Source organism: Geodermatophilus sp. SYSU D01105, from assembly GCF_054050095.1.
This window is the reverse complement of record NZ_JBJGYR010000001.1, coordinates 254,280-277,692: the sequence shown is the minus strand read 5'-3', so window position 1 is coordinate 277,692 and position 23,413 is coordinate 254,280. Positions and strand designations below refer to the sequence as shown.

The following is a 23,413-nucleotide window of genomic DNA, read 5'->3' as shown; positions in this document are numbered from 1 at the left end:
CCGGCGACGCCCGGTCACAGGACGGCGTCGGCGTCCTGTGCCGGCGCGGCGGCCCCCTCCTCGGGGCTGGCCCCGGCCGCCAGGGGGCCGGCTCCGGCTGGGACCGGAGGGCGCGGCTCGGAGGGCACCTGTGGCGCCGAGGTGTTGTGCCGCAGCAGCCGCCAGCGGTCGCGCTGCACCGCCAGCTCGCTCCAGGCGCAGTTGCCCAGGGGGCCGAACACCCGGCGGTGCTCCGGCCCCAGCTCCAGCAGGGCCTCCAGCAGCCGCGCGGCGGTGCCGCCGTGGGTCACCACCACCGCCGCCGGTGCCTCCGGCAGGTCGCGGAGCGCGGCGAGCGCCCGCCGCGGCACGTCCGCCGGGTCCTCGCCGCCGCGCCCGCGCACCGGCCGGCCGGCCAGCCAGTCGGCGTACTGCTCGGGGTGGCGCTCGGCGACCTCCTCGCGCGTGAGCCCCTCCCACGACCCGATGCCGACCTCGCGCAGCCGGGGGTCCAGCCGGAGCGGCACCCCGAGGACGGTGGCGAGCGACGCGGCGGTCTCGGCGGCCCGGCTCAGGTCACTGGCGACGACGACGGTCCCCTCGGGGAGCGCCCCGGTCACGGTCAGGTGGGCGGCCGCCTCGACGGCCTGCCGGCGGCCCTCCGCGTCCAGCGGGGGGTCCTGTTGGCCCTGGAACCGCCCGATGACGTTCCACTCCGTGCGCCCGTGCCGCCAGACGACCAACCGGGGCACGGGCAGCCGCAGGGCGGCGTCGGTCACCGGCCGGTCGCCTCCGAGGACACCCCCGGGTCGGCGTCGTCCTCGGCGGGCTCGGGTGGGAGGGGGGTGGGATCGGCGCTCATCGGGTCGACGTCGTCGGCCGACAGCGTCTGCCGGCTCGCCGGGAGCGGGGTGTCGGCGTCGGTGGCGGCCTGGCCGTCGGTCGGCGCGACCCGGTCGGCGAACGGGATGGTCGGGCAGTCCTTCCACAGCCGCTCGAGGGCGTAGTAGGCGCGCTCCTCGGCGTGCTGGACGTGCACGACGACGTCGATGAAATCCAGCAGCACCCACCGGGCCTCGGCGACGCCCTCCCGGCGCACCGGCTTGACGCCGTGCTGCCGCAGCCGCTCCTCGACCTCGTCGACGATCGCCTGCACCTGGCGCTCGTTCGGCGCCGATGCCAGCACGAAGGCGTCGGTGATCGCCAGCCGGTCGCTGACGTCCACGATCGAGACGTCGGTGGCCAGCTTGTCGGCGGCGGCCTGCGCCGCCAGCAGTGCGGTCTCCCGCGCCTCGGGCGAGGCGGTCATCGGGGTACCTCCTGGAGATGGGGGGACGGTGGTTCGGGAGGCTGTCCGCCGGGGCCGGTGGGAGCCGGCGGCCGGTCGTAGCTGGGGCGGTCGGCCGGCGGGGCGCCCGGGCCGTCACCGCGGGCGACGTCCTCACGCACCACGGGACGGGGGGCGACCCGCGAGTGGTAGAGCTGCCGCTTCTCGATGTACTGCACCACGCCGTCGGGGACGAGGTACCAGACCGGCATGCCGCGGCCCACCCGCTCGCGGCAGTCGCTGGAGCTGATCGCCAGTGCCGGCACCTCGACCAGGCTCACCGCGCCCTCGGGCAGGTGCGCCGCACCCAGGTCGAAGCCGGGCCGGGTCACGCCGATGAAGTGCGCCAGCTGGAAGCACCGGTCGCTGTCGCGCCAGCTCAGGATCTGGGAGAGCGCGTCGGCCCCGGTGATGAAGAACAGCTCGTCGTCGGGGCGCTGCCGCTGGAGGTCGCTGAGGGTGTCGATCGTGTACGTCGGCCCGCCGCGGTCGATGTCGACGCGGCTCACCGAGAACCGGGGGTTGGAGGCAGTGGCGATGACCGTCATGAGGTAGCGGTCCTCCGCCGGGGCCACGTCGCGGTCGCTCTTCTGCCAGGGCTGACCGGTCGGCACGAAGACGACCTCGTCCAGCCCGAAGAGGACGGCGACCTCGCTCGCCGCCACGAGGTGCCCATGGTGGATGGGATCGAACGTCCCACCCATCACCCCGACCCGCCGACCTGCCACCGATCGAGCCTATCCGGGCCGCCGAGGAGCGGCGGAGGAGGACCGGCGCCGGACGGGAGCACGGGACCCGCGGCCGGCGCCGGACGAACCCGGTCCCCACCGGCTCAGAGCGTGGTGACGAAGTCGGCCAGCTGGGCGGCGGTGCGGCACTCGACCATGTCGATGACCTCGCCGTACCGGTCGGCCGCCGAGTCGCCGCTGCCCCACAGCCGGCGCGGCTCGGGGTTGAGCCAGTGCGCGGAGCGGGACCGCCGGACGAGGTCGGCCAGCACCGGCAGTCCCGGCGGTCGGTGGTTGGTGCGACCGTCGCCCAGCACGAGCAGCGAGGTCTTCGGGCCCACGACGCCGGGCCAGCGATCGGCGAACACCTCGAACGCGGTGCCGTAGTCGCTGTGCCCGTCGAAGCCCACGACGTCGGCCTCGCGACCGATGCGCGCGACCGCGTCGGCCACGTCCGCGCCGGGGCGGAAGAACCGGGTGACCTCGTCGGTCGAGTCCACGAACGCGAACGCCCGCGCCCCGGTGAAGTGCTCGCGCAGCGCCTGGGTGAGCATCAGCGTGAAGTGGCTGAACCCAGCCACCGAGCCGCTGACGTCGCACAGCACCACCAGCTCGGGCTTGTGCACCCTGCGCGGCCGGTGGTGGGTCACCACCGGCACGCCCCCGGTCCCCAGCGACGCCCGCACCGTCTTGCGGAAGTCCAGCCGGCCCTCCCGCCCGTGCCGGCGGCGGGCCGACAGTCGGACCGCGAGGCGCCGGGCCAGCGGTGCCACGGTCCGGCGCAGCTCGGCGAGGTCGGCGGACTGGGCGCGCAGGAACTCCACCTGGTCGGCCAGCGGGCGCACCGCGTTCTTCGCGACCCTGTCCCGGCCGCGTTCGGCCGCCGTCCGCCGCCGGACCTCGGCCTCCACCGCCGCCCGGAACGCCGCCAGCCGCTCGCGGACGGTCTGCCGGGCCACCTGCTCGGCCAGCCCCCCGCGCTCGCCGTCCCCCAGCAGGCCGGCCAGCAGCTGCGCGACCAGGGTGTCCGGTGACAGGGCGCGCATCACCCGGTAGCCGAAGAACGACTGCCCGGACGGCGAGGGCGTGGCCCGACCCAGCCGGTCGACGGCCTCGCGGGCGAACCGGCGCAGCGCCTCCTCGTCGCCGTCGAGCAGCAGCTGCGCCAGCCGGTCGCGCAGCAGCCCGGCGAGGTCGACGCCGTCGGGCAGGTCGAGGGTCGACTCCGGGGCCTCCCCCGCGTCCCCGTCCCCCGCGGCGTCGTCGGGGACCGCCGGACGGTCGCCCAGCGGCCACCACAGGTCGAACAGCACGTCGTAGGCCGGCCGCTGCGCCGCCCGCTGCAGCAGCACCGCGGCCAGGCCGTGCCGCAGCTGCTCGCGGTCGAGCAGGTCGACCACGGTGAGGATCTCGGCGGCGTCGACGGCCTGGCTGATCCCGACCGGGATGCCGGCCTCCCGCACGGCCCGGACGAAGCCGTCCAGGTGCCCGGCCAGCCCGCCGGGCTCGGCCGGGGACGACGCCACCGGGGTCGCCATCAGTTCAGCCGCAGCTCGGCCGCGGCCCGCTCCTGGTCGCTGGCGTGCTTGAGCACGACGCCCAGGGTCGACCGCACCGCCGACTCGTCGAGGGTGTCCAGGCCGAGCTCGAGCAGGGTCTGCGCCCAGTCGAGGGTCTCCGAGATCGACGGGGACTTCTTCAGCTCCAGGGCCCGCAGCGCCCGGATGGTGCGCACCAGCTGCTCGGCCAGCCCCGGCGCGAGGTCGGGCACGCGGGAGAGCACGATCTCGCGCTCCCGCTCGGCCGACGGGTAGTCCAGGGCGAGGTAGAGGCAGCGCCGCTTGAGCGCCTCGGACAGCTCGCGGGTGGCGTTGGAGGTCAGCACCACCATCGGCCGGCGCACCGCGGTCACCGTGCCGAGCTCGGGGATGGTGACCTGGAAGTCGCTGAGCACCTCCAGCAGCAGGCCCTCCACCTCGACGTCGGCCTTGTCGGTCTCGTCGACGAGCAGCACCGTCGGCTCGGTGCGGCGGATGGCGGTGAGCAGCGGCCGGGAGAGCAGGAACTCCTCGCCGAAGATGTCGTCGTGGACGGTGCCCCAGTCGGCGCCGTCGGAGCCCTGCGCCGCCTGGATCCGCAGCAGCTGCTTCTTGTAGTTCCACTCGTACAGCGCCCGCGCCTCGTCCAGGCCCTCGTAGCACTGCAGCCGGATCAGCTCCGAGCCCGTCGCCGTGGCCAGCGCCTTGGCCAGCTCGGTCTTCCCCGTGCCGGCCGGCCCCTCCACCAGGAGCGGCTTGCCCAGTCGGTCGGCCAGGAAGACCGTCGTCGCGATCTGCGCGTCGGGCAGGTAGCCGGCCGTGGCCAGCCGCTTACCGACGTCGGCGACCGAGGAGAACTGCGCGGACTGCGACGGCGGGCGCGCCATGCGGCTCCTGTCAGGCGGATGTCAGGCGGAGGTCAGCCGGGTGTCCGGCGAGGGCGGCGGTCAGCGGCGGGTGTGGCCGTTGCCCGTCACGACGTAGGTGGTCGAGGTCAGCTCGGGCAGGCCCAGCGGCCCGCGGGCGTGCAGCTTCTGCGTCGAGATGCCGATCTCCGCGCCGAAGCCGAACTCCCCGCCGTCGGTGAACCGCGTGGAGGCGTTGACCAGCACCGCGGCCGCGTCCACCCCGGCGGTGAACTCGGCGATCGCGCGGGCGGAGTCGGCCACGATCGCCTCGCTGTGCCCGCTCCCCCACCGCTCGATGTGGTCCAGCGCGGCGGGCAGGTCGTCGACGACGCGGACGGCCATGTCCATCGACAGGTACTCGGTGGCCCAGTCCTCGTCGGTCGCCGGGCGGACGGCGTCGTGGGCGGCCTGCGCGGCGGCGTCCCCGTGCAGGGTCACCCCGGCGTCGGCCAGCGCGGACAGCAGCCGCGGCAGGAACGGGACGTCGCGGTGGACCAGCAGCGTCTCCGCGGAGTTGCAGACGCTCACCCGGTGGGTCTTGGCGTTGAGCACGATCGCCTCGGCCATCGCCGGGTCGGCCGACGCGTCGACGTAGACGTGGCAGTTGCCCTCACCGGTCTCGATCACCGGCACCCGCGCCTCACGCACCACCCGCTGGATCAGCGACGCCCCGCCGCGCGGGATGACCACGTCCACCAGGCCGCGGGCGCCCAGCAGCTCGCCCACCGAGGCACGGTCCGCGGGCAGCAGCTCGACCGACCCCTCGGGCAGGCCCGCCTTCGACCCCGCCTCGGTGAGGACGGCGACCAGCGCGGTGTTGGTGCGGAACGCCGAGGCCGAGCCGCGCAGCAGCGCCGCGTTGCCGCTCTTGAGGCACAGACCCGCGGCGTCCACGGTCACGTTGGGGCGGGCCTCGTAGACGATGCCGACCACGCCGAGGGGTACCCGCACCTGGCGCAGCTGCAGCCCGTTGGGCAGCGTCGAGCCGCGGACGACGTCGCCGACCGGGTCGGGCAGCGCCACCAGCTGGCGCAGCGCGTCGGCGACCCCGGCGATGCGGCCGGCGTCGAGCCGGAGCCGGTCGAGGATCGCCGAGGGCGTGCCGTCGGCCGCGGCCGCGTCGACGTCCGCGGCGTTGGCGGCCAGCACCTCGTCGGCGCGCTCGACCAGCGCGTCGGCCATGGCCAGCAGCGCGGCGTCCTTGGTGTTGGTGGGCAGGGTGCGCAGCACCCGGGCGGCGGCGCGGGCACGCAGCGCCGCGGCCCCGATCAGCGGCAGGTCGGAGACGTCGGACACGCCCGCGAGGGTACGCGGGCAGCACCACCGCCCGGCCGCTCAGACCCGCCCCGACATATGCGAGAATGATTCTCATGAACGTGACGACGACGCGCACGGTCGTGACCGCGGCGGCTGCGGCCGCCACCCTGCTGCTGGCCGGGTGCGGCGACGACGCGGCCGGCGACGCCGCGGAGGGCCAGGGCGCCCTCACCGTGGTGGCGGGCTTCTACCCGTTGCAGTGGGCCACCGAGCGGGTCGGCGGCGACCGCGTCGACGTCTCCTCGCTCACCCAGCCGGGCGCCGAGCCGCACGACCTCGAGCTCACGCCGCAGGACGTCGCGGCGGTCGCCGAGTCCGACCTCGTCGTCCACCTCTCGGGCTTCCAGCCGGCGCTGGACGAGGCCGCCGACTCCGAGGCCGCCGACCACTCCTGGGACGCCGGCTCGGCCGCGGACCTGTCGCGCACCGCCGAGGAGCACTCCCACGAGGGCGAGGCCGAGGAGCACGCGGAGGAGGGCGAGCACGCGGAGGAGGGCGGGGAGGCCGTCGACCCGCACTTCTGGCTCGACCCCACGCGGCTGGCCGCCGTCGGGGACGCCCTGGCCGACCGCCTCGCCGAGGTCGACCCCGACGGCGCGGCCACCTACGAGCAGAACGCCGCGGCCCTGCGCGCCGACCTCGAGGCACTCGACGGCGAGATGACCGCCGGGCTGGCGAACTGCCAGGTGGACACCCTGGTCACCAGCCACGACGCGTTCGGCTACCTCGCCGACCGCTACGGTCTGGAGGTGGTCGGCATCAGCGGGCTGAGCCCGTCCCAGGAGCCGAGCCCGGCCCAGCTCGCGGAGATCTCCACGCTGGTGCGCGAGCGCGGCGTCACCACCGTCTACACCGAGACCCTGGTCGACCCGGCGGTGGCCGACACCGTCGCCGCCGAGGCCGGGGTGCAGACGGCCGTCCTCGACCCGCTCGAGGGGCTGAGCGACGAGTCGGCGGGGGCGGACTACCTGTCGGTGATGCGCGCCAACCTGTCGACGCTGCAGGAGGGCCAGTCCTGCTCATGACCGACTCCCCGGCCATCCGGCTGCGCGGCGCCAGCATCGGCTACGGCGACGTGGCCATCGTCCAGGACGTCGACCTCGCCGTCGGGCCCGGCGAGGCGGTCGCCGTCCTGGGCTCCAACGGGTCGGGCAAGACGACGCTGGCCCGCGGCGTGCTCGGCCTGGCCGGCGTCCTGGGCGGCGAGGTGGAGGTGCTCGGCGCCCCGGTCGGCCGGCTGCGCGAGCGCGGCCGGGTCGGGTACGTGCCCCAGCGGCACACCGTCAGCGGAGCCGTCCCGGCCACGGTGCGCGAGGTGGTGTCGGTGGGGCGACTGGCGCGGCTCGGGGCCTTCCGGCGGCTGCGTCCCGCCGACCGTGCCGCGGTGGCCGAGGCCGTCGCCGCCGTCGGGCTCGCCGACCGGCTCCGGGACCCGGTGGCCTCGCTCTCCGGCGGGCAGCAGCGCCGCGTGCTCGTCGCCCGCGCGCTGGCGGCCGAGCCGGAGCTGCTGGTCATGGACGAGCCGACCGCCGGCGTGGACGCCGCCAGCCAGGAGGCCCTGGCCGGTGTCCTGGCCGGGGTGTCCGCCGCCGGGACCACACTGGTCGTCGTGACCCACGAGACCGGCCCCCTGAGCGGCGTCCTGACCCGGGCGGTCGTGGTGGACCACGGCCGGATCCGCTACGACGGTCCGCTGACCGGGGCCGGGCCGCAGACCGGCGGCCACCACCACGCCGACGAGCCGGCCGGTCCCCCGGCCACGGGTTACCGCATCGACCAGCCCCGGGTGACGACGGACGGGGGGCGCTGACGTGGAGATCCTCGACTTCGGGTTCATGCAGCGCGCCCTGCTGGCGTCGCTGATGGTCGGGCTGGTCGCGCCCGCGGTCGGCGTCTTCCTGGTGCAGCGCCGGCTCTCGCTGCTCGGCGACGGGCTGGGCCACGTGGCGCTGACCGGCGTGGCGATCGGGGTGCTCACGTCGACCGCCCCGGTCGGGACGGCGCTGGTCGCCGCGGTCCTGGGGGCGGTGCTCATCGAGCTGGTCCGGGCCCGCGGGCGCACCAGCGGGGACGTCGCCCTCGCCGTCCTGTTCTACGGGGGCATCGCCGGCGGCGTGGTGCTGCTGTCGCTGGCACCCCGGGGTCAGGCGACCAACCTGGAGTCCTACCTGTTCGGCGCGATCACGACCACGAGCACCGCGGACGTGGTGGTCTTCGCCGTCATCACCGTGGTCGTCCTGGCCGCCGTCTGGGGGCTCGGGCAGCGGCTCTACGCGGTGAGCGACGACGAGGAGTACGCGCGGGCGGTCGGACTGCCGGTGCTGACGCTCAACATCGTCCTCGCCGCGCTCGTCGCCTCGACCGTGGTGCTCTCCATGCGGGTGGTGGGCCTGCTGCTCATCAGCGCGCTGATGATCGTGCCCAGCGCCGTGGCCCAGTTGCTCGCCCGCAGCTTCCGGCAGACCCTCTACCTGGCCTGCGCGATCGGCCTCGTGGTGAGCGTATCGGGGACCGCCGCCTCGTACTACACGGGCACGCCGTCGGGCGGCACGATCGTGCTGCTGGCGATCGCGGTGTTCCTCGTCGTCACCGCGGTCGTGGCGCTGCGCGAGGCGACCGCCCGCCGGCGCCACCGCGGCCGCGCCGAGGTGCACGCCGCCCACCCCCACGAGCACGGCGAGGGCTGCGGGCACGCGCCCGTGCCGCACGGCGACCACGTCGACTACGACCACGACGGGCACCTGCACGCGCCGCACCGGACCGGCACCGGGGTGCACTACGACGAGCACGGGGAGCACGCCGCGCCCCCGGCCGACCCGGTGCGGCGGGCATGAGCGCGCAGACCCCGGCCGAGGTCCCCGGCCGCCGGCAGACCCGGCAGCGCAGCGCGGTCCTCGCCCTGCTCGAGGACCTCGACGGGTTCCGCACCGCCCAGGACCTGCACGCCCTGCTGCGCGAGCGCGGCGACCCGGTGGGGCTGGCGACGGTCTACCGGGCGCTGCAGGCCCTGGTCGACGACGGACTGGTCGACGTCCTGCGCGGCAGCGACGGGGAGGCCGCGTACCGGCGCTGCTCCCCGGTGCACCACCACCACCTGGTCTGCCGCTCCTGCGGGCGCACGGTCGAGGTCGCCGACCCGCCGGTCGAGCGGTGGGCGGCGCGCGTCGCCGCCGAGCACGGGTTCGCCGACGTGCAGCACCAGCTGGAGGTCTTCGGGACCTGCTCGAGTTGCGCGAGCGCCGGTCAGCGATAGGGGTCGGTGATCTCCCGCAGCCGGGTGAGCGCCTCACGCAGCCGGCTCGTCGTCTCCTCCCCGAGGTGCGCCGTCCACTCCGCCTCGACCTCGGCCTCCACCCGCCGGGCCAGCGCCACCGCCCGCTCGCCCCGCTCGGCCATCTGCACCAGCCGGGCGCGGGCGTCGGTCGGGTCGGGGACCCGCCGGACGTACCCGGCCCGTTCCAGCTGGTCGACCAGGTGCCCCGCGGTCTGCTTGGTCACCAGCGCCTGCTCGGCCAGGTCGGTGAGGCGGGTGCCGCCCACCCCGATCCGCGCGGCGATCCGGCCCTGCGCCGCGGTGAGGTCGTCGAAGCCGGCCGCGGCGAGGGCCGCGAGGATCCGCGCCTCCATGGCCCGGTGCGGGTAGAAGCACAGCAGCCCCAGGTTCTGCCGGTCCTCGGTCACGAGCCCCCTTGACGATGGTCAGATCCTCTGACGGAATGGTCAGATCATCGTACTGACTCGGGAGGGGTCATGGACCTCGACGACGTGTGGCGCAGCATCGACTCCGAACGGTCGAGCCTGGCCGACCTCCTGGAGGAGCTCTCGCCCGCCGAGTGGGAGGCGCCGTCCCTGTGCGACGCCTGGCGCGTCCGCGACGTCGCCGCCCACCTCACGCTGGCCCACATGGGCCCCGCGGCGGCCACGGTCGCCGTCATCCGTGCGCGCGGCAGCTTCGACCGGATGATCCGCGACACCGCCCTGCGCGCGTCGCACCGGCCCGTCGAGGAGTACCCGCGCCGGTTGCGCGCGATGGTCGGCTCCCGGCGGCGGGCGCCGCTGGTCACCCCGCTGGAGCCGCTCGTCGACGTCCTCGTGCACGGCCAGGACGTCGCCGTCCCGCTCGGCCGCGACCGGCCCGTGCCGGCTGCGGCCGGTGCCGCGGCGGCCACGCGGGTGTGGGAGATGGCGTTCCCGTTCCGGGCACAGCGGCGACTGCGCGGGCTGCGCCTGGCCGCGACCGACGTCGGGTGGTCCGCCGGCTCGGGCCCGGTCGTGGCGGGCCCGATCGCGGCACTGCTGCTGCTCCTCACCGGGCGGGAGGAGGCGGCCCTCCCCCGGCTCGACGGGGAGGGGGCGGCGCGCCTGGCGGCCGGCCGAGCGGCGGGCACGTCCCGCTGACCGGCCCGTCGGCCACACCTCACCCTGGCGATCGATAATCGTTATCAGCTACGGTCGGCGCTGAGCCCGCTCGACACGGAACTGCCCGGAGCACGCCCGGCGGCACGGGAGGGTGCGCGGACGACGTCGACGGGGGACCACGCATGTCGAGCCACCTGCCCGAGCCCGTCGCCCCGAGCGCCGACCGGTCGCCGTCCCCGTCGTCGATCGAGCGGGACTCGCGGCTGCCCGGTCCCCGCGACTTCCTCGTCGGGCTGCTGGTCCAGATCGTCGTCGTGCGGCTGCTGTGGCCCGACCTGTTCGACATCCCGGCGCTGCAGGCGTGGTCGACCGTCTTCGTGGCGGTCTGCCTCCAGGCGCTGCCCTTCCTGGTGATCGGCGTGCTGCTGTCGGCCGCCATCACGGCCTTCGTCCCGCCGTCCTTCTTCGAGCGGGCCCTGCCGCGGCGGTCGGCCCTGGCCGTGCCCGTGGCCGGGCTCTCGGGCGCGGTGCTGCCCGGGTGCGAGTGCGCGTCGGTCCCGGTCGCCGGGAGCCTGGTCCGCCGTGGGGTGGCCCCGGCCGCCGCCCTCGCCTTCCTCCTCTCGGCGCCGGCGGTCAACCCCGTCGTCCTGGTGGCCACGGCCGTCGCCTTCCCGGAGGAGCCGCTCATGGCCGTCGCCCGCTTCGCCGCCTCGATCGCGGTCGCCCTGGTCATGGGGTGGCTGTGGGCCGCGTTCGGCCGCGGCGACTGGCTGCGGCTCCCCCGCCGGGCCGAGCACCCCTCGGGTGCGGGGCGGCTGGAGGTGTTCCGGGAGGCCGCGCAGCACGACCTGCTGCACGCCGGTGGCTTCCTCGTGATCGGGGGGCTGACGGCGGCCACGCTCAACGTCGTCGTCCCGCGGACCTGGCTGGACGGCGTCGCGGACTCGGCCGTCCTCTCGATCGTGGTCCTCGCCGTGCTCGCGGTCGTGCTGGCCATCTGCTCGGAGGCCGACGCCTTCGTCGCCGCCAGCCTGACGTCGTTCAGCCTCACGTCCCGCCTGGTGTTCCTGGTCGTGGGTCCGGTGGTGGACGTCAAGCTCGTGGCACTCCAGTCGGGCACGTTCGGCCGCCGGTTCGCCCTGCGGTTCGCCCCGGTGACCTTCGCCGTCGCGGTGCTGTCCGCGCTCGCGGTCGCCTGGGTCGTGTGGTGAGGAGGCCGACGTGGACCGCCTGACCCGGTACCTGCTGCTCGTCCTGCTCGGGGGCATCACCCTGCGGGTCGCGCTCACCGACGCCCACCTGGCCTACGTGCAGGCCGGGTTCCGACCGCTGCTGCTCGGTGCGGCCGTCGTCCTGCTGGTGCTCGGCCTCGTGGGGGTGGTCCGGGAACGGCCGCGGGCCCAGGCGGCCGCGCCCCCGGAGGAGACGGCCGCGCCCCGGGAGCACGACCACGGGCACGGCAGCCCGCGCGTGGGGTGGCTGCTGCTCCTCCCGGTCGCGGTGCTGCTGCTCGTGGCGCCGCCGGCACTCGGGTCGTTCACCGTCGCCCGCCAGGCCCAGCAGGTCGTGGTCCCGGAGGACCGGCAGGCCGTCGCGATCGGCCCGGACGACCCCGGCACCGACCACCGGACGATGACCCTGTTCGACTACTCGCTGCACGCGCTGGCCGCCGACACCGGCGACCTCGACGGGCGGCTCATCCGGCTGGTCGGGTTCGTCACGCCGCGGGAGGGCGGCGGCTGGTACGTCTCCCGCATCGGCATCAGCTGCTGTGCCGCCGACGCGGTCGCGTTCACCGTCGTGGTCGACGCCCCGCAGGGGGACCTGGCCGCCGACCAGTGGGTGGAGGTCGTCGGCACGTGGGCCCCGCCCCGGCCGCACCCGGCAGCCGGCTATCCCGAGGCCGTCATCTCCCCCCGTTCGGTGACGCCCGTCGACGCGCCCGCCGACACCTACCAGGGGTGAGCGGCGCTCCGGCTGGGGTGCTCTCAGCCGCCGCGGCGCGCCAGCCGGTGGCGCAGGCCGGCGCGGACGGCGGGCCACTCGGCGTCGGTGATGGAGAAGACGACGGTGTCGCGCAGGGAGCCGTCCGGCTGCCGCCGGTGGTTGCGCAGCACGCCGTCCTGCTTGGCGCCGAGCCGGGCGATCGCCGTCCGGGACTGCAGGTTGTGCCAGTGCGTCCGGAACTCGACGGCCAGGCAACCCAGGACCTCGAAGGCGTGGGTCAGGAGCAGCAGCTTGCTCTCGGCGTTGACCCCGGTGCGCTGCGCCGAGGCGGCCGTCCAGGTCGAGCCGATCTCCAGCCGCGGGACGTCGGCCTCGACGTTCATGTAGGTCGTCATGCCGACGGCGGCCCCGCCGGTCCGCCGGACCGTGAACGGCAGCATCGTCCCGGCGGCCTGCTCGGCCAGGCGGCGCTCGATCTCCCCGCGCATCCCCTCGGGCGAGGGCACCGAGGTGTACCAGAGCTCCCACAACCGGCCGTCGCGGACGGCGTCGACGAGCTCGTCGTGGTGCTCGGGGCCCAGCGGCTCGAGGGTGACCAGGTCGCCGGTCAGGGTCACCGGCTCCAGGCCGGCCACGTCAGCGGTCCCGCAGCGCGCGCAGGGCGTTCTTGCGGGCCTCGCCGGTCAGCCGGTCGAGGAAGACCTTGCCGTCGAGGTGGTCGACCTCGTGCTGCAGCGCCCGCGCCATGAGCCCGGTGCCCTCCAGGCGCAGGGGCTCGCCGTGCACGTCGAACCCCTCGACGACGGCGTGCATCGCCCGGACCGTCGGCGCCCAGATGCCGGGGATGGACAGGCAGCCCTCGTCGCCGTCCTGGACCTCCTCGGACAGCTCCGCGATCCGCGGGTTCACCACGTGCCCGATGACGCCGTCGACGTTGTAGGAGAAGACCCGCAGCCCCACCCCGATCTGCGGCGCGGCCACGCCGGCCCGCCCGGGGTTGTCCACGGTGTCCTCCAGGTCGCGGACCAGCGCGGCCAGCTCCTTGTCGAAGGAGCGCACCGCGTCGGCGGGGGTGCGCAGGACCGGGTCTCCGAGCTCGCGGATCGGGCGGATCGTCACGCGCGGCAGTCTCTCAGCCCAGGGAGGGACGCCGGACGAGCACCAGCTCGTCGCGGTGCACGATCTCCCGCTGGTACTCCGGGTCCAGCTCGCTGGACTTGCGGCCGAGCAGCGGCGGCAGCTCCCGCGCGTCGTAGGCGACCAGGCCCCGCGCGACGACGACGCCGTCCGGGCCGACCAGCTCGACGGGGTCGTCGGCGAGGAAGTCCCCCACCACCCCGGTGATGCCGGCGGCCAGCAGCGAGGCGTGCCGCTCCCGGACCGCGCGCACCGCGCCCTCGTCGAGCAGCAGCCGGCCGCGGGGCCGGGTGGCGAACCGCAGCCAGAACTGGCGGGCCCGCGGCCGCGGGCCCATGACCGCGAAGAAGGTGCCGACGGACTCGCCCGCCAGCGCGGCGGCCGCCCGGGCGGTGGAGGTCACGACGACCGGGACGCCGGCGTGCGCGGCGATGAGCGCGGCCTCCACCTTGGTCGCCATGCCCCCGGTGCCCACGCCGTTGCGGCGCGCGCTGCCCAGGGCCACGACGTCGAGGTCCGCGGGGTCGCGCACGGTCTCCAGCAGCCGGGCCGGGCCCTTGCGCGGGTCGCCGTCGTAGACGCCGTCGACGTCGGAGAGCAGCAGCAGCGCGTCGGCCCGGGCGACGTGCGCCACCAGCGCGGCCAGCCGGTCGTTGTCCCCGAACCGGATCTCCTCGGTGGCCACCGTGTCGTTCTCGTTGACGATCGGCAGCACCCCGAGGGTGAGCAGCCGCTCCACGGTCCGCTGGGCGTTGCGGTAGTGGCTGCGGCGGGTGAGGTCGTCGGCGGTGAGCAGCACCTGGCCGACGGTGACCTGGTGCTTGGCGAAGGCGTCGGCGTAGGTCTGTGCCAGCCGCACCTGCCCCACGCTGGCCGCGGCCTGGGCCGTGGCGAGGTCCCGGGGGCGGCCGGTCACGCCCAGCGGCGCGAGCCCCGCGGCGATCGCGCCGGAGGAGACGAGCACGACCTCCGTGCCCCGGGCGCGCAGTGCGCCGAGGACGTCGACCAGCGCGGTCAGCCGTACCTCGTCCAGGCCGCCGGGGAGCGTGGTCAGCGAGGAGGAGCCGACCTTGACCACGACCCGCCGGGCGCCGGCGATCTCGGAGCGGAGGGTCATGCGTCGTCGTCCTCGTCGGGCAGGTCGTCGTCGGTCCAGGTCTCGGTGAGCTCGTAGGGCACCCGGCGGGCCCGCTTGGCCGCCAGTCGCTCCTCGGCGCGCACCCGGTGCGGCGCGTCGATCCGGGCGTCGGTGCCGCGCCCGCCGAGGCCCGCGGTCTCCTCCGCGGTCAGCGTGCCGGCCGGGAGGGTCGGCACGAAGTCGAAGGTGACGTCGCCGATGGTGACCGCGTCGCCCTCCCTTGCCCCCGCCTCGGCGAGGGCGTCCTCGACGCCGAGCCGGTTGAGCCGGTCGGCGAGGTAGCCGACGGCCTCGTCGTTGGTGAAGTCGGTCTGGCGCACCCAGCGCTCGGGCTTGACGCCGCGCACGACGAACGCGCCCTCGTCCTCCGGGTCGGCCTCGACGGTGAAGCCGGTGTCGTCCACCGCGCGCGGGGTGAGGGTGATCCGCACCGGCTCGGGGGCGGGCAGCGCGGCTCGGTACTCCTCCACGGCCGCCGCCAGCGCGAAGCCGAGCTCCTTGAGCCCCTCCCCCGTCGCCGCGCTCACCGGGAAGACCAGCAGGCCGCGGGCCTCCAGCGGCTCGCGGACCAGGTCGACCAGGTCGCGGGCGTCCGGGACGTCGATCTTGTTGAGGACGGCGATCCGCAGCCGGCCCACGAGGTCCTCGCGGTACTGGGCGAGCTCGTGGGTGAGCGCGTCGATGTCGCTCTCCGGGTCCCGGCCGGGCTCCATCGTGGCCATGTCGATGACGTGCACGAGGACGGCGCAGCGCTCGATGTGCCGGAGGAACTCCAGCCCGAGGCCCCGCCCCTCCGAGGCGCCGGGGATCAGCCCGGGGACGTCGGCCATCGTGAAGGCGACGTCGCCGGCCCGGACCACGCCGAGGTTCGGGACCAGCGTGGTGAACGGGTAGTCGGCGATCTTCGGGCGGGCCGCGGACATGGCGGCGATCAGGGAGGACTTCCCCGCCGAGGGGAACCCGACCAGGCCGACGTCGGCGATGCTCTTGAGCTCGATGACCGCGTCGAAGGCCTCGCCCGGCTCACCGAGCAGCGCGAAGCCGGGCGCCTTGCGGCGGGTGTTGGCCAGCGCGGCGTTGCCGAGGCCGCCCTTGCCGCCGGAGGCCAGGACGACGCGGGTCCCGGCGCCGACCAGGTCGGCGATCACCCGGCCGTCGGGCGTGCTGACCACCGTGCCGGCGGGGACGCGCAGGACGCGGTCCTCACCGCGGGCGCCGTGGCGGTTGCTGCCCTCCCCCGGGCGGCCGTTGCCGGCCTTCTGGTGCGGCCGGTGGTGGAAGTCCAGCAGCGTGTGGACGTTGGGGTCGACCTCGAGGACGACGTTGCCGCCATCCCCGCCGTTGCCGCCGTCGGGACCCCCGAGCGGCTTGAACTTCTCGCGGTGGATCGACGCGACACCGTGGCCGCCGTTGCCGGCTGCCACGTGCACGACCACGCGGTCGACGAAAGCGGCCATGTCAGTTCTGTGTCAGTTCTCTGTCGTCAAGCGCCACGAGCGCACGGGCCGACGGCCCGTGCGCTCGTGAGCGGAGTGGAGGAGGTTCAGGCCTCGACCGCGGAGATGGAGACGGTCTTGCGACCCCGCCGCGTGCCGAAGGTGACCGCGCCCGGCTGCAGCGCGAACAGCGTGTCGTCGCCGCCGCGGCCGACGCCGAGACCCGGGTGGAAGTGGGTACCGCGCTGGCGCACGATGATCTCGCCGGCCTTCACGACCTGACCCCCGAAGCGCTTGACGCCGAGGCGCTGCGCGTTCGAGTCGCGGCCGTTGCGGGAGGACGAGGCGCCCTTCTTGTGAGCCATGTCGGCGTCAGCCCTTCGTGATGTCGCGGATGACCACGTCGGTCAGCGGCTGACGGTGGCCCTGACGCTTGTGGTAGCCGGTCTTGTTCTTGAACTTGTGGATGCGGATCTTCGGGCCCTTGCCGTGGCCGACGATCTCGCCGGTCACGGTCACGCCCGCCAGCGCCTGCGCGTCGCTGGTGACGGTGTCACCGTCGACCAGGAGCAGGGCCGGGAGGGTGACGGTGTCGCCCGCCTCACCCACGAGACGGTTGACCGTGAACCGGTCGCCCACGGCCACCTTGTGCTGCCGGCCACCGGCCTTCACGACTGCGTACACCACTGACTCCTCGATCGCTTCGTGTCCTGCGTGCACCCCGGCGTCGGACGCCGGTGCTGGACGGGCTGCTCGCCTCCCAGGCGGCACCGAGTGGTGCCCCGCCCGGGGCGGTGCAACCCGACCAGCGTACCCGAGCGGGCGGCACCGGGTCGAACCGGTGCCGGACCGCCCGGGGTGAGGGCCGTCTCCGTCAGGAGGCCGGCGGCCCGGCCGGGCGGCTGGCGGCCCGGCGACGGCGCGGGCGGGTGACCACGGCCGCGGTGCCGGTGCCGTCGTCCGCCGCCGGCGGTGCGGCCTCCGGGGCCTCCTCGGCGGGCTGCTCGTCCATCGGCCCGGCGTCGTCCGGCCCGGCCCCCGCGGGCACCGTCTCCTCGTCGGCTGCGCCCACCGGCGCCTGAGCCTGCGGCGCCGGGGCCGCAGGCTCAGGCGACTCGGGTGCCGGGGCCTGCGGCGCCGGCGACTCGGGTGCCGGCGAGGAGGGCTGCTCCGCGACCGGCGCGGTCCCCTGCTCCGGAGCCGGTGGTCCCGGCACCTCGGCCGGGACGACCGCGTCGGGCTGGTCGGGCTCGGCGGCGGCGACGGTCTCCGGGACCGGCTCGGCCGCCGCCGCACCGGTCTCCACGACCGTGCCCACGACTGTGACGTCCGGGTTGGTGTCCGTGTCCGGCGCCCCGGCCGCCGCCAGCACGGCCGCGTCCTCGGCGGCGCGCTCCTCGCCGGCCTGGCCGCGGTTGCGGCGGCCGCGGTTGCGGCGACCGCCGGAGCGGCCCTCGCCGTCGGGCTCGCCGGCTCCCGGGACCTCCGCCGCGACCGACACCGTCTCGCGGACCTCGGGCTCCGGAGCCGCGGCGTCCCTGCGGCCGGCGTCCTTGCCGCCGCCGCCGGAGTCCTTGCCGCCGCTGGAGTCCTTCTGCGCCGCGTCCTTGCCGCCGCCGCCCCGGTCCGAGCGGCCCTGGTCGCGCCGGCCGTTGCCGCCGTTGCCCGCGCCACCGCCGGAGCCGTTGCCACCGCCCCGCCGGCGCTCGTCCACCGGGTCGGTGTGCACCAGCACGCCCCGGCCGCGGCAGTGCTCGCACGGCTCGGAGAAGACCTCCAGCAGGCCCTGGCCGACCCGCTTGCGGGTCATCTGCACCAGGCCCAGCGAGGTGACCTCGGCGACCTGGTGCTTGGTGCGGTCACGGCCCAGGCACTCGGTGAGCCGCCGCAGCACGAGGTCCCGGTTGCTCTCCAGCACCATGTCGATGAAGTCGATGACGATGATGCCGCCGATGTCGCGCAGCCGGAGCTGGCGGACGATCTCCTCGGCCGCCTCCATGTTGTTGCGCGTGACGGTCTGCTCCAGGTTGCCCCCGGAGCCGGTGAACTTGCCGGTGTTGACGTCCACGACCGTCATCGCCTCGGTGCGGTCGATGACCAGCGAGCCGCCCGAGGGCAGCCACACCTTGCGGTCGAGGGCCTTGGCCAGCTGCTCGTCGATGCGCAGGTCCCGGAAGACGTCGCCCTCGCCGGTGAAGCGGGTCAGCCGGCCGGTCAACTCCGGCGAGACGTGCGCGACGTAGGCCTCGACGGTGTCCCAGGCGTCGCCCCCCTGCACGACGAGCTCCTTGAAGTCCTCGTTGAAGACGTCGCGGATGACCCGGATCGCGAGGTCGGGCTCGCCGTAGAGCAGCGCCGGCGCGCTGGACGAGGACTCCGACTTCTTCGAGATGACGTCCCACTGCGCCTGCAGCCGGGCGACGTCCCGGGTCAGCTCCTCCTCCGACGCCCCCTCGGCGGCGGTGCGGATGATGACGCCGGCGTCCTCGGGGACGATCTTCTTCAGGATGTCCTTGAGCCGCTGCCGCTCGGTGTCGGGCAGCTTGCGGCTGATGCCGGTCATCGAGCCGCCGGGCACGTACACCAGGAAGCGGCCGGGCAGGTTGATCTGCTGCGTCAGCCGGGCGCCCTTGTGGCCGATCGGGTCCTTGGTGACCTGCACCAGCACCTTGTCACCGGACTTCAGCGCCTGCTCGATGGAGCGCTGCTTGCCGGTGAGGCCGGCGGCGTCCCAGTTCACCTCGCCGGCGTAGAGGACGGCGTTGCGGCCCTTGCCGATGTCGACGAACGCCGCCTCCATGCTGGGCAGCACGTTCTGCACCCGGCCGAGGTAGACGTTGCCGGCGAAGGACGTCGCCTGCGCCTGGGTGACGTAGTGCTCGACGAGGACGTCGTCCTCGAGGACGGCGATCTGCGTGCGCTCGCCGCGCTGCCGGATGACCATCTTCCGGTCGACGGCCTCGCGGCGGGCGAGGAACTCGGCCTCGGACAGGATCGGCGCGCGGCGGCGGCCGCTGTCCCGGCCCTCACGGCGGCGCTGGCGCTTGGCCTCCAGCCGGGTGGACCCGGTGACGCCCTTGACGTCGTCGTCACTGGTGGTGCGGCCGTCGCGGCCGGCCCGCTCGGGGCGCTCCTCCTCGGCGCTCTCCGCGCGGTCCTCGCTGCTGCCCCGGCGGCGGCGCCGACGCCGGCGGCGGGTGCTCGAGCCGGCCTCGCCCTCGTCGCCCTCGGCGGTGTCCTCGCCGGTGTCGGTGTCGGACTCGTCCTCGTCGGAGTCCTCGGCGCCCTGCTCGTCCGCGGCGTCCTCGTCCTCGGACTCGTCGGCGTCCTCGGCGTCGGCGCTGTCCTCACCGCTGCGGCCCCGGCCCCGGCCCCGGCGGCCACGGCGGCGGCGCCGGCTGCTCCCGGCCCCGCCGTCCTCGCGGTCCTCGGTCGCCTCGTCGGTGTCGGCGTCGGTCTCGGGAGCGTCCTCGTCGGTGTCGACGTCCTCGGCGGGGCCGGTCGGCTCGTCGGTGCCCGCGCGCCGGCGGGACCGGCTGCGCCGGCTGCGCGGCGCCGGGGTCTCCTCGTCCTCGAGGTCGTCGGCGGTGTCGACATCGGGTTCGTCGACCGCGGGGGACTCGGCGACGGGGCGGCGGCTGCGCCGGCGCGGCGCGGGCGGCGCCTCGGGCTCGGCCGGGGCGACGAAGCTGACGAACGCGGGCACGGTCGGGGCGACCGGCGGCGGGGCGACGTAGGCGCCGGGGTCGGCGGCACCGGCCGGGCGGGTGGCCCGCCGGCGCGGGCGGGCGATGACGGCCGTCGGTTCCGGGGAGCTGAACTGCGCGCCGAACCGGGAGACCGGGTGGTCCTCCGGCTCGGGGTCGCCCTCCTCGGTCGCGGCCTCGGACTCCTCGGGGTCCGGCGTCGCGGCCTCGAGGTCCTCCTGGGCGTCGTCGGCGGCGGAGGGGTCGGCCCCCTCCTCGGGGGCGGCCGGGGCCGCTCCGCTCTCGTCGGTCCCGGCCGGGGTCGCCGTGGTGGTGTCGTCGTCGTTCTGGTCGGCCACGAGGGCTCGCCTCCTGTGCGGTGCTCCCGGGCGCCGATCACGAGGACTGGCGGCCGCGCAGGAGCACGGGTTGGGCGGGTCGGGCGGCCGCGCCGATCAGGGCGGCGCGCTCGACTCGCGAAGTCTGTGGGCCGGCGCCCGGCGACGGGATGTCGCGGCCGGGTGCCGGGTGGTGCGGTGGAGCAGGTCTGCGGTGGTGCTGGGGGTGCGTCACGTCTGGCAGCCGTGTCGCGCGACGGCGCGAGCCCCTCCGGTCAGATCGCCGCGTGCTCCCCCTGGCAGCGGGTGCGCGCCGCGCGGTCCGGACCGAGCGGGTCGGCCACGGTCCCGCTGTCGTCGAGCCGGCCCTGCGCCTCACGCACGGCCCGAGGGGGCGACGGCGGGCGCAGGTCGGCGACGGCAGCCAGCGCGGCCAACACGTCGTCGGGTCGAACGGCGGGCGTCACCTGCCGGACGACCATGGTCAGTATGGCACAACCTGCTGTGCCCCCCGCCGCAGCGGAGGCCACGGCCCCCCGCGCGTCGACGTCCCGCAGGCCGTTCTTGGTGCGCTTGGCGACCGTGACCTCGTCCCGGGCCAGGAAGGCCGCGACGGCGGCCGCGAGGTCCTCGGGCGCCACGCCCGGGAGCTCGACGCGCCAGGCGCCGGCGTCGATGCGGTCGGCCAGGGAGCCTCCGCCCTCGGCCGCCTCGACACACTCGAGGACGTCGATGCCCGGGGGCAGGGAGGCGTCGAGCGCCGCCCGCACCGCCTCGGGGTCGCACCGCTCGGCGAGGCCGATCTCGACGTACTCGGCCTCGCTGGCCGCGCCGGTGGGCGCCGCGCCGACGTAGCTGATCTTCGGGTGCGGGGTGAACCCGGCGGAGAACGCCATGGGCACCCGCGCCCGGCGCAGCGCCCGCTCCAGGGCCCGGGCGAGGTCGCGGTGCGAGGCGAAGCGCAGCGGGCCGCGCTTGGCGTAGCGCAGCCGCAGGCGCTGCACGGTCGGCGGCGGGGGCGGACCCTCGGGCTGGCGGGCCACTACCGGCCGACGACCGTGAGCGGCAGCAGGCTGCGCCCGGTCGGCCCGATCTGGATCTCGGTGCCGTTGGTCGGGCAGACGCCGCAGTCGTAGCAGGGGGTCCACCGGCAGTCGGCGACCTCCTCCTCGGAGAGCGCGTCCTGCCAGTCGTCCCAGAGCCACTCCTTGTCCAGCCCGGAGTCCAGGTGGTCCCAGGGCAGGACCTCGTCCTGCGTGCGCTCGCGGGTGGTGAACCAGGCCAGGTCGACACCGAGGGGGGTGAGCTCCGCGGCGGCGGCCGCCGTCCAGCGCTCGTAGGAGAAGTGCTCGCTCCAGCCGTCGAACCGCCCGCCCTCGCGCCACACCCGCTCGATGACCCGGCCCACGCGGCGGTCACCGCGCGAGAGCAGGCCCTCGACCACGCCGGGCTGACCGTCGTGGTAGCGCAGGCCGATGGAGCGGCCGACGCGGCGGTCGGCGTTGATGGCCTGCCGGAGCAGCCGCAGCCGGGCGTCGATCGTCTCGGCGCTGGCCTGGCCGGCCCACTGGAACGGCGTGTGCGGCTTGGGCACGAAACCGCCGATGGAGACGGTGCAGCGGATGTCCTTGCGGCCGCTGGCCTCCCGGCCGGCGCGGATCACCTCGACCGCGAGGTCGGCGATCTCCAGCACGTCCTCGTCGGTCTCGGTCGGCAGACCGCACATGAAGTAGAGCTTCACCTGCTGCCAGCCGTTGGCGTAGGCGGTCGTGACGGTGCGGACCAGGTCGTCCTTGGAGACGGTCTTGTTGATGACCCGGCGGATCCGCTCGCTGCCGCCCTCGGGGGCGAAGGTCAGCCCGGAGCGGCGGCCGTTGCGGGAGAGCTCGTTGGCGAGGGTGACGTTGAAGGCGTCGACGCGGGTGCTCGGCAGCGACAGCCCGGTGTTGGTGCCCTCGTAGCGGTCGGCGAGCTCCTTGGCGACCTGGCCGATCTCGGAGTGGTCGGCCGACGAGAGCGACAGCAGGCCGACCTCCTCGTAGCCGGTCGCGCGCAGGCCCTGGTCGACCATCGAGCCGATGCCGGTGATGGACCGCTCCCGCACCGGGCGGGTGATCATGCCGGCCTGGCAGAACCGGCAGCCGCGGGTGCAGCCGCGGAAGATCTCCACGCTCATCCGCTCGTGCACGCTCTCGGCCAGCGGCACCAGCGGCGTCTTCGGGTAGGGCCACTCGTCGAGGTCCATGACGGTGCGCTTGCCGACCCGCGCGGGGACGTCGTCCCGGGTGCGGGTCACGGCCGCGATGGCGCCGTCCGCACCGTAGGAGACCGCGTAGAAGCGCGGGACGTAGACACCCTCCACCCGGGCGAGGCGGGCCAGCAGCTCGACGCGCCCGCCGGGGCGGCCCTGCTCCTTCCACGCCTTGACGACGTCGGTGATGTCCCCGACGACCTGCTCGCCGTCGCCGAGGACGGCGCAGTCGACGAAGTCGGCGATCGGCTCCGGGTTGAACGCCGCGTGCCCGCCGGCGACGACCACCGGGTGGGTCTCGTCCCGGTCCACGGCGTGCAGCGGGACGCCGGCCAGGTCGAGGGCCTCGAGCAGGTTGGTGTAGCCCAGCTCGGTGGCGAAGCTGACGCCGAGCAGGTCGAAGTCGCCGACCGCGCGGTGGGCGTCGACCGTGAACTGGCCGACGCCGTGCTCGCGCATCAGCGCGGCGAGGTCGGGCCAGACGGCGTAGGTGCGCTCGGCCAGGGCGTCGGGGCGCTCGTTGAGCACCTCGTAGAGGATCATCAGGCCCTGGTTGGGCAGCCCGACCTCGTAGGCGTCCGGGTACATGAGCGCCCAGTGGACGGCGACGTCGTCCCACGCCTTGACCTGCGCGTTGAGCTCGCCGCCGACGTACTGGATCGGCTTCTGCACCTGCGCGAGGAGCGGTTCGAGACGGGGGTAGAGCGTCTCCCCGACGGTATGGAGCGTTTCACCGTTCATGACCCGTCCAGGGTAGACGGCGGTCCTCGCCCGGCGAGATCTGCACACCGGCGGCCGTCACGGGCCCGGTGACCGCCGGTGGCAGATCTCGCCGGGAGTACCCGCTCAGCCCAGGTCGGGGAAGAACAGCTTGATCTCGCGCTCGGCGGACTCGGGCGAGTCGGAGCCGTGCACGATGTTGCTCTGCACCTCGAGGGCGAAGTCGCCGCGGATGGTGCCGGGCCCCGCCTTGACCGGGTCGGTGGCGCCGGCCAGCGCGCGGAAGGCCTCGATCGCGCGGGGGCCCTCCACCACCAGGGCCACCAGCGGCCCGCTGGTGATGAACTCGACCAGCGAGGCGAAGAACGGCCGCTCGCGGTGCTCCGCGTAGTGGGTCTCGGCGACCTCGGCGGTCAGGGTGCGCAGTTCGGCGGCGACCAGGCGCAGCCCCTTGCGCTCCAGGCGGGTGATGACCTCGCCGACCAGGCCGCGGGCGACGCCGTCGGGCTTGACGAGGACCAGAGTGCGTTCAGTCACGAGGCGGGAGCCTACGGGGACGCGCCGCCGGACCACCCGGCGTGCCCTGGACAGGGCGTTCATCACC

24 protein-coding genes are annotated in these 23,413 nt (G+C 75.4%); 7 read left to right on the top strand and 17 right to left on the bottom strand.

The features are described from left to right. Positions 1-14: 14 nt before the first annotated feature. The 6 genes from ACI79I_RS01395 to ACI79I_RS01370 form a co-directional block, all read right to left on the bottom strand. Positions 15-758, bottom strand: coding sequence for a histidine phosphatase family protein (locus ACI79I_RS01395; protein WP_456990303.1), 744 nt, complete (start codon positions 756-758; stop codon positions 15-17). Next, positions 755-1,288, bottom strand: coding sequence for a ribosome silencing factor (gene rsfS, locus ACI79I_RS01390; RefSeq protein ID WP_456990300.1), 534 nt, complete (start codon positions 1,286-1,288; stop codon positions 755-757). The genes ACI79I_RS01395 and rsfS overlap by 4 nt, the downstream gene beginning before the upstream one ends. Next, on the bottom strand, positions 1,285-1,971 hold the full coding sequence (gene nadD / locus ACI79I_RS01385) for a nicotinate-nucleotide adenylyltransferase (protein WP_456990298.1): 687 nt from the start codon (positions 1,969-1,971) through the stop codon (positions 1,285-1,287). Before nadD ends, rsfS begins: the two co-directional genes overlap by 4 nt. Before the next feature lie 167 nt (positions 1,972-2,138). Beyond that, positions 2,139-3,572: a vWA domain-containing protein gene (locus ACI79I_RS01380; protein ID WP_456990296.1), complete on the bottom strand. Its 1,434-nt coding sequence runs from the start codon at positions 3,570-3,572 to the stop codon at positions 2,139-2,141. Beyond that, positions 3,572-4,459 (bottom strand): AAA family ATPase, encoded by an 888-nt coding sequence (locus ACI79I_RS01375; RefSeq protein WP_456990294.1) that lies wholly within the window; start codon positions 4,457-4,459, stop codon positions 3,572-3,574. The genes ACI79I_RS01380 and ACI79I_RS01375 overlap by 1 nt, the downstream gene beginning before the upstream one ends. A gap of 60 nt (positions 4,460-4,519) precedes the next feature. Next, positions 4,520-5,776 carry a glutamate-5-semialdehyde dehydrogenase gene (locus ACI79I_RS01370; RefSeq protein ID WP_456990291.1) on the bottom strand — a complete coding sequence of 419 codons (1,257 nt, stop codon included), beginning with the start codon at positions 5,774-5,776 and terminating at the stop codon, positions 4,520-4,522. A 74-nt stretch (positions 5,777-5,850) separates the two neighbouring features. Between ACI79I_RS01370 and ACI79I_RS01365 the strand changes: the two genes are divergently transcribed. Genes ACI79I_RS01365 through ACI79I_RS01350 form a run of 4 tightly spaced genes read left to right on the top strand, consistent with a single transcriptional unit; the run spans position 5,851 to position 9,050 of the window. After that, the gene (locus ACI79I_RS01365; RefSeq protein WP_456990289.1) at positions 5,851-6,822 is read left to right on the top strand and encodes a metal ABC transporter substrate-binding protein; all 972 of its coding nucleotides are present in this window, start codon (positions 5,851-5,853) and stop codon (positions 6,820-6,822) included. After that, complete coding sequence (locus ACI79I_RS01360) at positions 6,819-7,607, top strand: metal ABC transporter ATP-binding protein (RefSeq protein ID WP_456990287.1); 789 nt, start codon at positions 6,819-6,821, stop codon at positions 7,605-7,607. Before ACI79I_RS01365 ends, ACI79I_RS01360 begins: the two co-directional genes overlap by 4 nt. Before the next feature lies 1 nt (position 7,608). Next, entirely contained in the window at positions 7,609-8,631 is a 1,023-nt protein-coding gene (locus ACI79I_RS01355) for an iron chelate uptake ABC transporter family permease subunit (protein ID WP_456990285.1), read from the top strand. Then, positions 8,628-9,050, top strand: coding sequence for a Fur family transcriptional regulator (locus tag ACI79I_RS01350; RefSeq protein ID WP_456990283.1), 423 nt, complete (start codon positions 8,628-8,630; stop codon positions 9,048-9,050). Before ACI79I_RS01355 ends, ACI79I_RS01350 begins: the two co-directional genes overlap by 4 nt. On the opposite strand, the gene ACI79I_RS01345 is transcribed toward ACI79I_RS01350, so the two are convergent. Further along, complete coding sequence (locus tag ACI79I_RS01345) at positions 9,041-9,478, bottom strand: MarR family winged helix-turn-helix transcriptional regulator (RefSeq protein WP_456990281.1); 438 nt, start codon at positions 9,476-9,478, stop codon at positions 9,041-9,043. The genes ACI79I_RS01350 and ACI79I_RS01345 overlap by 10 nt on opposite strands. A gap of 69 nt (positions 9,479-9,547) precedes the next feature. Here ACI79I_RS01345 and ACI79I_RS01340 point away from each other — a divergent pair, with 69 nt between their 5' ends. From ACI79I_RS01340 to ACI79I_RS01330, 3 genes are all read left to right on the top strand, one after another. Continuing rightward, on the top strand, positions 9,548-10,195 hold the full coding sequence (locus tag ACI79I_RS01340; RefSeq protein ID WP_456990279.1) for a maleylpyruvate isomerase family mycothiol-dependent enzyme: 648 nt from the start codon (positions 9,548-9,550) through the stop codon (positions 10,193-10,195). A gap of 143 nt (positions 10,196-10,338) precedes the next feature. Beyond that, a complete protein-coding gene (locus tag ACI79I_RS01335) occupies positions 10,339-11,367 on the top strand; it encodes a permease (RefSeq protein WP_456990277.1) in 1,029 nt (342 codons plus the stop codon). Between the two features lie 10 nt (positions 11,368-11,377). Continuing rightward, on the top strand, positions 11,378-12,121 hold the full coding sequence (locus ACI79I_RS01330; protein WP_456990275.1) for a TIGR03943 family putative permease subunit: 744 nt from the start codon (positions 11,378-11,380) through the stop codon (positions 12,119-12,121). A 23-nt stretch (positions 12,122-12,144) separates the two neighbouring features. Here ACI79I_RS01330 and ACI79I_RS01325 read toward each other — a convergent pair whose 3' ends face one another. From ACI79I_RS01325 to ndk, 10 genes are all read right to left on the bottom strand, one after another. Next, positions 12,145-12,738, bottom strand: coding sequence for a GNAT family N-acetyltransferase (locus ACI79I_RS01325; protein WP_456990273.1), 594 nt, complete (start codon positions 12,736-12,738; stop codon positions 12,145-12,147). A gap of 1 nt (position 12,739) precedes the next feature. Continuing rightward, positions 12,740-13,222, bottom strand: coding sequence for a peptide deformylase (gene def / locus ACI79I_RS01320; protein ID WP_456990271.1), 483 nt, complete (start codon positions 13,220-13,222; stop codon positions 12,740-12,742). 13 nt (positions 13,223-13,235) lie between these two features. After that, positions 13,236-14,357 (bottom strand): glutamate 5-kinase, encoded by a 1,122-nt coding sequence (gene proB / locus ACI79I_RS01315; RefSeq protein ID WP_456990269.1) that lies wholly within the window; start codon positions 14,355-14,357, stop codon positions 13,236-13,238. Beyond that, on the bottom strand, positions 14,354-15,835 hold the full coding sequence (gene obgE / locus ACI79I_RS01310; protein WP_456990267.1) for a GTPase ObgE: 1,482 nt from the start codon (positions 15,833-15,835) through the stop codon (positions 14,354-14,356). Before obgE ends, proB begins: the two co-directional genes overlap by 4 nt. An 86-nt stretch (positions 15,836-15,921) precedes the next feature. Then, positions 15,922-16,179, bottom strand: a complete 258-nt coding sequence (rpmA, locus tag ACI79I_RS01305) for a 50S ribosomal protein L27 (protein ID WP_012947748.1) — start codon at positions 16,177-16,179, stop codon at positions 15,922-15,924. A 7-nt stretch (positions 16,180-16,186) separates the two neighbouring features. Further along, positions 16,187-16,498 (bottom strand): 50S ribosomal protein L21, encoded by a 312-nt coding sequence (gene rplU, locus ACI79I_RS01300; protein WP_456947582.1) that lies wholly within the window; start codon positions 16,496-16,498, stop codon positions 16,187-16,189. Positions 16,499-16,688: 190 nt separating this feature from the next. After that, complete coding sequence (locus ACI79I_RS01295) at positions 16,689-19,859, bottom strand: Rne/Rng family ribonuclease (RefSeq protein WP_456990264.1); 3,171 nt, start codon at positions 19,857-19,859, stop codon at positions 16,689-16,691. 254 nt (positions 19,860-20,113) lie between these two features. Continuing rightward, entirely contained in the window at positions 20,114-20,842 is a 729-nt protein-coding gene (locus ACI79I_RS01290) for a TIGR03936 family radical SAM-associated protein (protein WP_456990262.1), read from the bottom strand. Positions 20,843-20,880: 38 nt separating this feature from the next. After that, positions 20,881-22,830 (bottom strand): TIGR03960 family B12-binding radical SAM protein, encoded by a 1,950-nt coding sequence (locus ACI79I_RS01285; RefSeq protein ID WP_456990260.1) that lies wholly within the window; start codon positions 22,828-22,830, stop codon positions 20,881-20,883. 105 nt (positions 22,831-22,935) lie between these two features. Next, positions 22,936-23,346 (bottom strand): nucleoside-diphosphate kinase, encoded by a 411-nt coding sequence (gene ndk / locus ACI79I_RS01280; protein ID WP_456947578.1) that lies wholly within the window; start codon positions 23,344-23,346, stop codon positions 22,936-22,938. Positions 23,347-23,413 lie beyond the last annotated feature (67 nt).